Origin of the sequence: Sphingobium sp. CFD-1 (genome assembly GCF_024611115.1) — a bacterium.
GTDB classification, from domain to species: domain Bacteria; phylum Pseudomonadota; class Alphaproteobacteria; order Sphingomonadales; family Sphingomonadaceae; genus Sphingobium; species Sphingobium baderi_A.
In genome coordinates, this window is record NZ_CP084398.1 from 3,667,663 (window position 1) to 3,679,480 (window position 11,818).

The following is an 11,818-nucleotide window of genomic DNA, read 5'->3' on the forward strand; positions in this document are numbered from 1 at the left end:
TTGAGAATGGTTCGCAACTGGACGCGGGATGAAACTGTCGAGCTTCGCTGACTATGCCGTGGTGCTGATGTCTGCCGCTGCCCGCCATTGCGGAGCCGCAAAGATGAATGCGACCACGCTTGCCGCTGAAACCGGCATTCCGTTGCCCACGGCGCAGAAGCTGGTCAGCCGGCTGTCAGCTGCGGGCCTGCTTGAGTCGAGTCGCGGCACCGGCGGCGGCGTGCGGCTGGCGCGGCCCCCGGCGGCGATTACGCTGGCGGATGTGGTGGAGGCGGTGGAAGGTCCCATTGCCATGACTGCTTGTGCCGAACATGGCGCGCATGACTGCACATTGGAGCAGGATTGCCGCATCCGTCCGCATATGAATGCGGCGAACAGTGCGATTCGTTCGGCCCTTGCGAGAGTGACAATCGCCAGTTTGACACGAGAATTGGCCTGATACGAGAAATGGTATGACGCAGGAAACGATTAGCATCCGTAATCTCGAAGCGCATGAGGCGGCTGAGCGCGCCTCCACTTACGAGCATGGCTGGTCGTCGGCTATCGAGCAGGATTTCGCGCCCAAGGGGCTGAGCGAGGATACCGTCCGTTTCATTTCCGCCAAGAAGAACGAGCCGGAATGGCTGCTCGAATGGCGCCTGAAGGCGTTCGCCATGTGGCGGAAGATGGAAGCGCCGGAATGGGCCAAGCTCAATATTCCGCCCATCGACTATCAGGATGCTTATTATTACGCCGAGCCGAAGAAGAAGGCGGAGCTGAATTCGCTGGATGAGGTCGACCCGGAAATCCTGGCCACCTATCAGAAGCTGGGCATCCCCATCGCCGAGCAGGAAGTGTTGGCCGGGGTCAAGGGCAGCCGCAAGGTCGCGGTCGATGCGGTGTTCGATTCGGTTTCCGTCGCTACCACCTTCCGCAAGGAACTGGAGGAGGCAGGTGTCATCTTCCGCTCGATCAGTGAGGCGGTGCGCGAATATCCGGACCTTGTGAAGAAGTGGCTGGGTAAGGTCGTGCCGATGCACGACAATTATTTCGCCACGCTCAATTGCGCGGTCTTTTCCGACGGCACCTTCGTCTACATTCCCAAGGGCGTGCGCTGCCCGATGGAGCTTTCCACCTATTTCCGCATCAATGCCGAGAATACGGGGCAGTTCGAACGCACGCTGATCGTCGCGGACGAGGGGGCTTATGTAAGCTATCTCGAAGGCTGCACCGCGCCGATGCGCGACGAGAACCAGCTCCATGCCGCAGTGGTCGAATTGGTCGCGCTGGACGATGCGGAAATCAAATATTCGACCGTCCAGAACTGGTATCCGGGCGACGAGAACGGCAAGGGCGGCATCTATAATTTCGTGACCAAGCGGGCGCTGTGCCAAGGTCGCAACAGCAAGGTCAGCTGGACCCAGGTGGAAACCGGGTCGGCGATCACCTGGAAATATCCGAGCTGCGTGCTGAATGGCGAGAACAGCGTGGGTGAATTCTACTCGGTGGCGCTGACCAACAATCTGCAGCAGGCTGATACCGGCACCAAGATGATCCACAACGGCAAGGGGTCGCGGTCGACCATCGTGTCCAAGGGAATCAGCGCGGGGCGTTCGAATAACACCTATCGCGGGCTGGTGCGCGTGGCGCCGGGCGCGGAAGGTGTACGGAACTTCACCCAGTGCGACAGTCTGCTGCTGGGCGACCAATGCGGCGCGCATACTGTGCCCTATATTGAGGTGCGTAATCCCTCCGCGCAGATCGAGCATGAGGCGACCACTTCCAAGATTAGTGATGACCAGCTTTTCTACGCGATGCAGCGCGGGCTGGATCAGGAAAGCGCGGTGTCGCTGATCGTGAACGGCTTCGCCAAGGAAGTGTTGCAACAGCTGCCGATGGAGTTCGCGGTCGAGGCGCAGAAGCTGTTGGGCATCAGCCTTGAGGGGAGCGTGGGCTAACGACTTTTCCACGCGTCATGCTGAACTTGTTTCAGCATCCACTTGGCTTTCGAAGGTGAAAGGGCGCGAAGAGAAATGGACCCTGAAACAAGTTCGGGGCGACGAAGAATGTGAGAGTTTGAAGGACTGAACCTTGAGCGACGAAGACGATATTCAGGATGCCCTCGCCGATTTCGCGGAGGATGTTGGCAATGGACAGGCGTGGACCGCCGCGATCCGTATCCTGACCGAGGACTATGAGTTGGAAGAGGGCGAACTTCAGACACGCGCCGCCAAGGATTTCGGTGACCTCGATGCATATCAGGTCGAATGCCGCGCCGCGCTGGAGGCAGGCGACAAGGCGATGACCGAGCGCCTGCGGACCGACAAGGCGTTCCACAAGGCCAAGGCCCCCAACCTCGCCCGCATGGGGCCGGTTAGCGAATTCGTCGTCGCGCTGCTGGAAAAAGGTGCGCCCGAGCCGGATGCCGACTGGTGGCCCTATATGCCGATCAAGCGCCACATCGACACACTGTTTCCCGCTCCGGGCGACGTTCGCGACATGGCCTTCTGGACCGCGCGGACGCTCCAGCGCGCGCACAAGGATTGAATGCATGCTGACAATTGAAAACCTCTCGAACGAGATTGACGGCAAGGTGATCCTCAAGGGGCTGTCGCTTTCCATCAATGGGGGCGAAGTCCATGCGATCATGGGACCGAACGGCGCGGGCAAGTCGACGCTGGCCTATACGCTGGGCGGCCGCCCCGGTTACGAGGTGACGGGCGGCAGCGCGACTTTCCTGGGGAAGGACCTGTTCGAAATGGAGCCGCATGAGCGCGCTGCCGCCGGGCTGTTCCTGGGCTTTCAGTATCCCGTTGAGATTCCAGGCGTTTCCAACCTGCAATTCCTGCGCGAAAGCCTCAATTCGCAGCGCCGCGCGCGGGGGGAGAAGGAACTGAACGGCGGCGAGTTCATCAAGCTCGCCAAGGAGAAGGCCGCGCTGCTGGGCCTCGACATGGAAATGCTCAAGCGCCCGGTGAATGTCGGCTTTTCGGGCGGCGAGAAGAAGCGCGCCGAAATGGTGCAGATGGGCATACTCGACCCGAAGCTGGCGATCCTGGACGAGACGGACAGCGGCCTCGACATCGACGCGCTCAAGACCGTGGGCGCGGGCATCAATGCGATCATGCGGCGCCCCGATAAGGCGGTGCTGCTCATCACACATTATCAGCGGCTGCTCGACTATGTGAAGCCGGACTTCGTGCATGTGCTGGCTGGCGGCCGGATCGTGAAGTCGGGCGGGCCGGAACTCGCGCTGGAACTGGAACGCGAAGGCTATGCCGATGTGGTCGGGGCCGAGGTGGTTGCGGCGTGACGACAATCGCTCTTCCCACGCGCAGGCAGGAAGATTGGCGTTACAGCGACGTCGATGCGCTGGCTGCCATCTGGCCGACGCCCGCGCCCACGCGCATCGACGTCGCGGCGGATGAAACGGCGCGCCATCATCTGTTGCAGAACGCAGCCGATGGCGCGGTGGCGGTGTATGACTATGCCATCACCATTGCGGACGGTGCGCGCTGCGATTTTCATGTGCTCAATATCGGCGGCAAATTCGGGCGGGTGACGATCAACGTCACGTTGGGCAGGGGGTCGCATTTCGAATTGAACGGCGCAATCATCGGCGGCGGCGAACAGACGCTGGAGATCGTCACTGCCGTCACCCATGCCGCGCCGGACGCCACCAGCGGGCAGACGATCCGGTCGATCCTGGGCAATCATGCTACTGGCAGCTATCTCGGTAGCATCAATGTCGCTCGCGGCGCGCAGCGCACCGACGCCTTCCAGTCGGTGAAGGCGATGCTGCTGGACCGCACGGCGACCGCGAACGTCAAGCCAGAGCTGGAAATCTACGCCGACGATGTGAAATGCGCGCATGGTGCGACAGTGGGCGAACTCGACAAACAGGCGCTGTTCTACATGGCCTCGCGCGGCATGGACCCCGCGACAGCCAAGACGCTGCTTTTGAAGGCCTTTGTCGCTGGCGTGTTCGACGATATGGCCGACGAAGCGGTGAAGGCGGCACTGGAAGCGGCGGCGATCGCCAAGCTGGAGGTGCTGGTATGACCGTCCGCGCCTTCGATCGCCTCGACCTGCGCCATGATTTCCCCGGCCTTCTGGATGGAAATGGGGGCGACTGGCATTATCTCGACAGCGCCGCCACAGCGCAAAAGCCGCGAGCGGTGATCGACGCCATCGCCCGCGCCTACGGCGTGGAATATGCCACGGTGCATCGGGGCGTCTATGAGCGATCCGCGAATATGACGCTGGCCTATGAGGCGGCGCGGCGGAAGGTCGCGAACTTCATCGGCGCGGCGAGCGACAGCGAGATCGTCTATGTCCGCGGTGCGACCGAGGGCATCAATCTCGTCGCGACATGCTGGGCTGGCGAGCAGTTGGAGGCGGGGGATCGTATCCTGCTGTCCATGCTGGAGCATCACAGCAATATCGTGCCGTGGCAGATGGTGGCCGAGAAAGTCGGTGCAGAGATCGACGTCGTGCCCCTGACGGCGGATGGCAAGATCGACCTTGATGCCATGGCCGCGATAATTACCCCCGGGCATAAAATGGTAGCGCTCGCCCATGTTTCGAACGTGCTGGGCAGCGTGCTGGACGTGCGGCGCGCCGCCGACATCGCCCATTCGGTCGGCGCGAAGCTCCTGATCGATGGGTGCCAGGCCGTGCCGCGCCTTGCCGTCGACGTGCAGGCGCTGAATTGCGACTTCTACGCCTTTTCCGCGCACAAGCTCTATGGGCCGACCGGCATCGGCGTGCTGTGGGCGCGCAAGCAACTGCTCGATGCCATGCCCCCCTATCAGGGCGGTGGGTCGATGATCGACAAGGTGACATTCGAAAAGACGACCTATGCTCCCGCGCCCACGCGGTTCGAGGCAGGGACGCCGCATATCGTCGGCGTAGTTGGGCTGTCCGCCGCGATCGATTATGTGCAGGCGATCGGGCTGGACGCTATCCATGCCCATGAATGCGCGTTGGTGGGCAAGGCGCGGACGGCGCTGGAAAAGCTGAATAGCGTGCGCGTTTTCGGCCCGGAGGATTCGGCAGGCATTCTTTCCTTTGAGGTGGAGGGGGTGCATCCGCACGATGTCGGCACCATATTGGATGAAACGGGCGTGGCCATCCGCGCCGGGCACCATTGCGCTCAGCCGTTGATGCGTCATCTGGGTGTAGAGGCGACGGCGCGGGCGAGCTTTGGTGTCTACAGCGACGAGAGCGATGTGGACGCGTTGGTCAAAGGTATCGAACGAGTGAGGAAGATCTTCGGATGACCGAGCGGAAGATTATGGTCGAGGAAGTGGAAAGCGTGGAAGCGCCGCCCAAGGCGCGTCTGGACGATGCCGGAGGCGAGCAGCCGCGCCAGCCCGACTATCTGGAAGGCTTCCTTTCGCAAAAGCCCGCCGGGACGCCAGTGGGCGAGCCGGGCGGCGACCTGTATGATGCGATTATCGATGCGCTCAAGGAAATCTTCGACCCGGAAATTCCGGTGAACATCTATGATCTTGGCCTCATCTACGGAGTGGACGTCACACAGGACGGCCATGCCGTCGTCACCATGACGCTGACGACGCCGCATTGCCCGGTCGCTGAATCCATGCCGGGCGAAGTGGAACTGCGCGTCGGCGCGGTGCCGGGCGTGGGCGATGTAGAGGTGAACCTCGTCTGGGATCCGCCATGGGACCCCGGCAAGATGTCGGACGAGGCCAAGCTGGAACTGGGAATGCTCTGATGACGACGCAAACCAAAGCTCGCGCCCGTCCCGCTGCCGTCGTCCTGACGCCGAGCGCGGAACAGCGCATCGCGGAGCTTATGGCTCAGGCGCCTGAAGGGGCGATCGGCGTCAAGCTTTCGACTCCGCGCCGGGGCTGCTCGGGCCTTGCCTATTCGGTCGACTATGTGACCGATGAGGTGAAGTTCGACGAGAAGATCGAAACGCCTGGCGGCATATTCTACATCGACGGCGCGTCGGTGCTCTATCTGGTCGGATCGACGATGGACTGGGTGGAGGACGATTTTACCGCAGGGTTCGTCTTCAACAATCCCAATGCCAAGGGTAGTTGCGGTTGCGGCGAGAGCTTCACCGTCTAAGCGTTGGTGGGCCGTATCATGCCGCATATGTTGATCCTGGGGCTGGGCTACACCGCCGCGCGCCTAGCGGGACGGCTGCGCGCACAGGGCTGGCAGGTCACGGGGGTGCGCCGCACGGCTGGTCCCGAAGCATTGGCGTTTGACGATGAACCAGCTGTCCGCGCTGCCATTGCTAACACCACGCATATCCTCTCCTCCGTCCCGCCGGACGGGGAAGGAGATCCTGCCCTTGCCCGCTATGGCGTCGCCATCGCCGCCGCGCCCGCGCTCTGGACTGGCTATCTATCCTCCACCGGCGTCTATGGCGATGCGGACGGCGCATGGGTCGACGAAGCCAGCCCGGTGGGTGAGGGCCGTCGCACCGCCCGCGCGGAAGCCGATCTGGCATGGGGCGCGCTTCGCCCCGATATGCGCCGTTTTCGGCTGCCCGGCATCTATGGCCCCAGTCGTAGCGCTTTGGACCGTGTGCGAGAGGGGAAAGCGCATCGCATCGATCTGCCGGGACAGGTCTTCAGCCGTGTGCATGTTGACGACATTGTTACGGGCGTCGTCGCATCTTTCGATGGGCCGCCGGGCGTCTATAATCTGGCTGACGACCTGCCCGCGCCGCAAAATGCGGTGACGCAGGCGGCCTGCGCGCTGCTGCACCTACCACTCCCGCCGCTGCTGACGCCGGAAGAGGCGAAGCTGTCTCCCATGGCCCGCGCCTTCTATACGGAAAATCGCCGGGTTGCGAACGGGCGGGCCAAGCGCCTCCTCGGCTGGAAGCCGCGCTACCCAACCTATCACGAAGGGCTGGCTGGCTGCTTTTCTCAATAGGCGTGAATCGGTTCGTCGCATCGCCGCACCCATGGTTACCCTATGTTAACCACGCTGGTCCGAAAGCCTATGTCCTCACCACCATGGGATCGGACAGATGGACTCAATCGACCTTGCTTTTGCCGCAATCAGCCAGCGGATGGCCAGCCTGTCCGTGCCCGCTCGCGCGCCTCGCAAGCCTGAACCGATCGCACACCTCCTTTCGCGGGTGAACGCGGCCAAGCGTGGTTACGAACTGGGCGTGCCGCGCTAATTTTTCTTCGCTCGCAGCGCGATGATCATGCCCAGGATCGCCAGCGCGGCTCCCGCGATGGATAGGGCAGTCCAGCGATAGCCCTCCGCCACCGTGGAGATCAGCATGGCGATCACCGGGATCAGTACGCTGCTATAAGCTGCCCGTGCCGCGCCGATGCGCTGGATCAACTGGAAATAGAGTGGGAAGGTGACGACCGATCCCGCTATCCCCAACCACAATATCCCCATTACATAAGCGGCTCGCCATTCCATCACCGGCGGCCCCACCGTAATCCATGCATAGGCCGCGTCCATCGCCCCGCCGATCAGCATCGCCCAGCTCAACACCGCCACCATCGGCAGCCGCCGGGCGATCCACATCCCCTGCATGACATTGGCCGCCGATGCACTGAACAGCCCAGCGATGCTGAGCGCCACGCCCAGCAGCACCGCATCGGATGCGATTTCCGCCGCGCGATATTCCTTTACCAGCAGCAATGCGATTCCCGCGATGGCGATGGCCGATCCGGCGATGAAGGCGCGGCTCACCGGTTGGCGAAAGGCGATCCAGGACAGGATGCTGTTGGGGATCAGCAGCATCGCATAGACGGTCGCGACCACGCCGGAGGTCAGATAATGCTCCGCGCGATAGACGAAGTTGAAGTTGAGCACGAATTGCGCGAGTCCCAGCAATGCGGCAAAAGCGATACCTTTCGGCGGCAGGCGCAGCGGCACCCGCCGTGCCAACGCGAACAGGACCATAGCGAATCCCGCCACCAGAAAGCGGTAGCTGACAGACCAGCTTGGCGGCACCGCCGACAGTTGGTCGCGGATCACGATCCAGGTCGAACTCCAGATCAAGGTGACGAGGAGGAAGGGGAGGATCACGCCGCTTTTTGCCGGCTGCTGCTCCATCAGCCGAGTGCCCGCAACGCCTGGGCGAGCACTTCGACACTTGCAGCATCCTGCGACCAGTTGGTGACGATCCGGGCCGCGCCTTCGCCCCAGTCATGGAATTCGAAGCCCTGCGCGCGCAGGCTTGCCGCTTCCGCCGCCGTCAGCTCTAAGAACAGTTCATTGGCCTGCACCGAATACATTAGCCTGCCGCTCGCGTTCGCCGCCAGCACCTGCGCCGCTTCATTGGCCGCACGGGCGTTGGCCAGCCACAGATCATCCTCCAGCAGCGTGAGGATCTGCGCGGCGAGATAGCGCCCTTTCGAAACGAGATGCCCCGACCGCTTGCGCCAGCGCTCGGCCTCAGCCGCCCGCACGTTGGCCTGCGGGCCGAAAAAAACCAGCGCCTCGCCCACCATGCCGCCATTCTTGACGCAGCCGAAGCTCAGCACGTCGACGCCCGCGCGCCATGTGATGTCGCCCGGATCGCAGTCCAGATGCGCCACCGCATTGGCGAAGCGCGCGCCGTCCATGTGGAGGCCCATGCCATGCGTTTTCGCTACGGTGCTCAGGCGCGCCACCTCGTCCGGCGTATAGACGAGGCCATATTCGGTTGCGTTGGTGATGGTAATCGCTCGCGCAGGCATCTGGTGCACGTCCGGGCGGATTGTCCCAAGCCGCTCTTGCACCGCATCAGGTGACAGCTTCGCGCCTTCGCCCGGCAGCGTCATCAGGCTGGCGCCGTGAGTAAAGAAAGCCGGCGCGCCACATTCGTCTACCGCGACATGCGCCTCTTCGTGCGCGACGATGCCGCCATAGGGCGGGCACAGGCAGGCAAGCGCGATACTGTTCGCGGCCGTCCCGCTCGCCACCCATATGGCTTTTGCAGGCGTGCCGAACAGATCGGAAAAGGCACCGTCCAGCCGCGCGCTCCATGCGTCGCGATCATAGCCATGATCCTCCCGGTCAGCGGCGGCGATGGCGGCCATGACAGGCGGACAGACGGGCGTGGCGTTGTCGGAAAAGAAATGCATGACGAGCGGGATAATCGCCTTCCGGCAAAGCGCAAGCGTCGCTCGCCGGTCCATTTATCAGTCAATGGACTCAAATCCATCGCGCAACATTGTTTCGTCGCCCGCTTTGTGACATAGGGCGCGCGTCCAAGCCGAAGGAGTAGTTATCATGGACGTCCAGCAGACATCGCGCTTCACCGTCATCCCCAACAGCAAGGCTGTGGCGGCTGACCAGCGCGCCGTATTGTTGGAAGATCCGGGCTTTGGGCGCATTCACACCGATCATATGGTGACGATTCGCTATTCTGAGGGGCAGGGCTGGCACAGCCATATGCTCGGACCGCGTGAGCCGTTTCAGCTCGATCCGGCCTGCGCGGTCCTGCATTATGCACAGGAAATATTCGAAGGCATGAAGGCCTATCGCCTTGCCGACGGCAACGTCGCCATGTTCCGGCCGGAGGAAAATGCCCGCCGTTTCAATGAATCGGCGCACCGCATGGCGATGCCCCCCATTCCCGAAGACCTCTTCCTAGAAGCGGTCGAGCAACTGGTGAAGATCGACGCGGGCTGGATTCCGGATGGTGAGGGAAGCCTTTATCTGCGCCCCTTTATGTTCGCGAGTGAGGCGTTCCTAGGCGTGCGACCGGCCAAGGACTATATTTTCTGTGTCATCGCATCGCCTGCGGGTGCCTATTTCAAGGGCGGCAAGAAGGCTGTCAGCCTGTGGGTGTCGGAACATTATACCCGCGCCGCGCCCGGCGGCACCGGCGCCGCCAAATGCGGCGGCAACTATGCCGCTTCGCTGATCGCGCAGGCCGAAGCCAGCACTCATGGTTGCGATCAGGTCGTCTTCCTGGACGCCGCAGAGCATAAGTGGGTCGAGGAATTGGGTGGCATGAACATCTTCTTCGTGATGGAGGATGGGGCGATCGTGACTCCGCCGCTCGGTACGATCCTGCCCGGCATCACCCGCGACAGCATCATGAAGCTGGCCCGCAACAAGGGCCATGACGTGCGCGAGGAACCCTACAGCTTCGCCCAGTGGCGCGCGGACGCGGCCAGTGGCAAGCTGCGCGAAGCCTTCGCCTGCGGCACGGCGGCGGTGGTAACCGCCATCGGCACGGTCAAGAGCGTGGAGGGCGATTTCACCATCGGCAATGGCGATGGCGGCATGGTGACAGAATCGCTGCGCGCTGACCTGACCGGCATCCAGCGTGGCACGGTGGCCGATCCGGTGAACTGGGTACGCAGGCTGTAAAGAGCGGCCTTCTGCCTTTGTAGGAGTGGTTTTCCACGGGCGAATTTGGGTGGTTTGTGGACACTCAAATCCGTTCGTCCTGAGTAGCCACTGAGCTTGTCGAAGTGGCATATCGAAGGACTGATGTCGCGCAAGACCCTTCGACGTCGGTCTTCAACTTCGCTCAGCCACTACTCAGGGCGAGCGGAGTGGGAACCGCCATTGACCGAAACCTGCCATGACAAGCCGATAGCCTCGTGCAAATGACGCAACTCCATCCTCGATACCACCGCTTCCCTTCCGCTGCCCGACCGCCTAGACAGGCGCTCATGCAACGCTTTGACGTCGTGATTCTGGGCGGGGGCCTCGTCGGCCTTACCCTTGGCATCGCTCTTTCGGGCCACGGTGTGCGCTGCGCCGTGATTGACCCCGCCGATCCGGTCGAAACCACCGCCGCCGGTTTCGACGGGCGGGTGTCGGCCATTTCCTCGACCAGCCATGCCATGCTCTCCGCCATCGGGGTCGCCGATCTGCTGGAGGGCAAGGGTTGTCCCATCGATCGCATCTGGGTCAGCGACGGCTTGCAGCCCGGCGCCCTCGACTTCGCGCCGGATGCGGATGACGGCGTGATGGGTGTCATGTTCCCCAATCGCGACTTGCGCGTGGCGCTCGCCCAGGCGGCGGAGAAGGCAGGAAACCTCACCCGCTTCCAGCCCGATCGCGCTGTCGCCGTGGATCGCGGCGCGGATGGCGTGACGTTGACGCTCGCCAGTGGCGCGCAACTGTGCGGTGGGTTGCTAGTTGCGGCGGAGGGCCGCAACAGCCCTACGCGCGAAGCGGCGGGTATCCGCACGACTCGCTGGCAATATAAGCATGTCGCGATGGTCACGGCCATCGACCATGAAGTGCCGCACGGCAACACGGCCTATGAAATCTTCTATGTCGGCGGCCCCTTTGCGCTGCTGCCGATGCTGCCAGGAACGCGCTCGGCCATCGTGTGGACGGTGCCGACGCAGCAGGCGCCCGCGATGATGAAGCTGTCGGAACGGGCGTGGCTCGCCGAAGCGCAGAAGCGCATGGGCGGCTTTCTGGGCGAGATTTCGCTGGCGGGGCCGCGATCATCCTATCCGCTGGGTTTCCATCATGCGGCGCGGATCACCGACACGCGCCTTGCGCTGGTGGGCGATTCGGCCCACGCCATCCATCCCATCGCAGGGCAAGGGTTGAACCTTGGTTTCCGTGATGTCGCGGCGCTGGCGGAAGTGCTGGTGGAAGGGATGCGCCTTGGCCTCGATCCGGGCGACGCGCAGCTTCTGGCACGCTATCAGCGCTGGCGGAGCCTCGATTCCCTGTCGGTCAGCGTGGCGATGGACGGCCTTGTCCGGTTGTTCGACATTCCCGGTCGCATCCCTTCAGCCATCCGCCGTGCGGGTCTTGCCGCCGTGCAGCGCACGTCCGTCCTCAAGAACCGCTTCATGGCCGAAGCGCGGGGCGAATCCGGGGCTCTCCCCCGTCTGCTGACGGGCGAGATGGTTTAGGGCCA

General features: G+C 62.8%; 14 protein-coding genes. 12 read left to right on the top strand and 2 right to left on the bottom strand.

The window, feature by feature from the left end:
* The first annotated feature begins 28 nt into the window (after positions 1-28).
* From LDB26_RS18385 to LDB26_RS18430, 10 genes are all read left to right on the top strand, one after another.
* A complete protein-coding gene (locus LDB26_RS18385; protein WP_062062476.1) occupies positions 29-439 on the top strand; it encodes an Rrf2 family transcriptional regulator in 411 nt (136 codons plus the stop codon).
* Between the two features lie 13 nt (positions 440-452).
* A complete protein-coding gene (gene sufB / locus LDB26_RS18390) occupies positions 453-1,937 on the top strand; it encodes a Fe-S cluster assembly protein SufB (protein WP_062062479.1) in 1,485 nt (494 codons plus the stop codon).
* A gap of 133 nt (positions 1,938-2,070) precedes the next feature.
* Positions 2,071-2,526, top strand: a complete 456-nt coding sequence (locus LDB26_RS18395) for a hypothetical protein (protein ID WP_062062482.1) — start codon at positions 2,071-2,073, stop codon at positions 2,524-2,526.
* Positions 2,527-2,530: 4 nt separating this feature from the next.
* Entirely contained in the window at positions 2,531-3,292 is a 762-nt protein-coding gene (gene sufC, locus LDB26_RS18400; protein ID WP_257539477.1) for a Fe-S cluster assembly ATPase SufC, read from the top strand.
* Positions 3,289-4,041 carry a SufD family Fe-S cluster assembly protein gene (locus LDB26_RS18405; protein WP_257539478.1) on the top strand — a complete coding sequence of 251 codons (753 nt, stop codon included), beginning with the start codon at positions 3,289-3,291 and terminating at the stop codon, positions 4,039-4,041. Before sufC ends, LDB26_RS18405 begins: the two co-directional genes overlap by 4 nt.
* Positions 4,038-5,261: a cysteine desulfurase gene (locus LDB26_RS18410; protein WP_257539479.1), complete on the top strand. Its 1,224-nt coding sequence runs from the start codon at positions 4,038-4,040 to the stop codon at positions 5,259-5,261. The genes LDB26_RS18405 and LDB26_RS18410 overlap by 4 nt, the downstream gene beginning before the upstream one ends.
* Positions 5,258-5,719, top strand: coding sequence for an SUF system Fe-S cluster assembly protein (locus tag LDB26_RS18415; protein ID WP_257539480.1), 462 nt, complete (start codon positions 5,258-5,260; stop codon positions 5,717-5,719). Before LDB26_RS18410 ends, LDB26_RS18415 begins: the two co-directional genes overlap by 4 nt.
* Entirely contained in the window at positions 5,719-6,078 is a 360-nt protein-coding gene (locus LDB26_RS18420; RefSeq protein WP_062062497.1) for an iron-sulfur cluster assembly accessory protein, read from the top strand. Before LDB26_RS18415 ends, LDB26_RS18420 begins: the two co-directional genes overlap by 1 nt.
* Positions 6,079-6,096: 18 nt before the next feature.
* Positions 6,097-6,897: an NAD(P)-dependent oxidoreductase gene (locus LDB26_RS18425; RefSeq protein WP_062062499.1), complete on the top strand. Its 801-nt coding sequence runs from the start codon at positions 6,097-6,099 to the stop codon at positions 6,895-6,897.
* 97 nt (positions 6,898-6,994) lie between these two features.
* Positions 6,995-7,150 carry a hypothetical protein gene (locus tag LDB26_RS18430; RefSeq protein WP_156415216.1) on the top strand — a complete coding sequence of 52 codons (156 nt, stop codon included), beginning with the start codon at positions 6,995-6,997 and terminating at the stop codon, positions 7,148-7,150.
* On the opposite strand, the gene LDB26_RS18435 is transcribed toward LDB26_RS18430, so the two are convergent.
* Entirely contained in the window at positions 7,147-8,046 is a 900-nt protein-coding gene (locus LDB26_RS18435; protein ID WP_062062502.1) for a DMT family transporter, read from the bottom strand. The two genes, LDB26_RS18430 and LDB26_RS18435, sit on opposite strands and share 4 nt — an antisense overlap.
* Positions 8,046-9,059 carry a low specificity L-threonine aldolase gene (locus tag LDB26_RS18440; protein WP_257539481.1) on the bottom strand — a complete coding sequence of 338 codons (1,014 nt, stop codon included), beginning with the start codon at positions 9,057-9,059 and terminating at the stop codon, positions 8,046-8,048. The genes LDB26_RS18435 and LDB26_RS18440 overlap by 1 nt, the downstream gene beginning before the upstream one ends.
* A 148-nt stretch (positions 9,060-9,207) precedes the next feature.
* Between LDB26_RS18440 and LDB26_RS18445 the strand changes: the two genes are divergently transcribed.
* Complete coding sequence (locus LDB26_RS18445; RefSeq protein ID WP_062062505.1) at positions 9,208-10,296, top strand: branched-chain amino acid aminotransferase; 1,089 nt, start codon at positions 9,208-9,210, stop codon at positions 10,294-10,296.
* A gap of 308 nt (positions 10,297-10,604) precedes the next feature.
* On the top strand, positions 10,605-11,813 hold the full coding sequence (locus LDB26_RS18450) for an FAD-dependent monooxygenase (RefSeq protein ID WP_257539482.1): 1,209 nt from the start codon (positions 10,605-10,607) through the stop codon (positions 11,811-11,813).
* Positions 11,814-11,818: the final 5 nt, after the last annotated feature.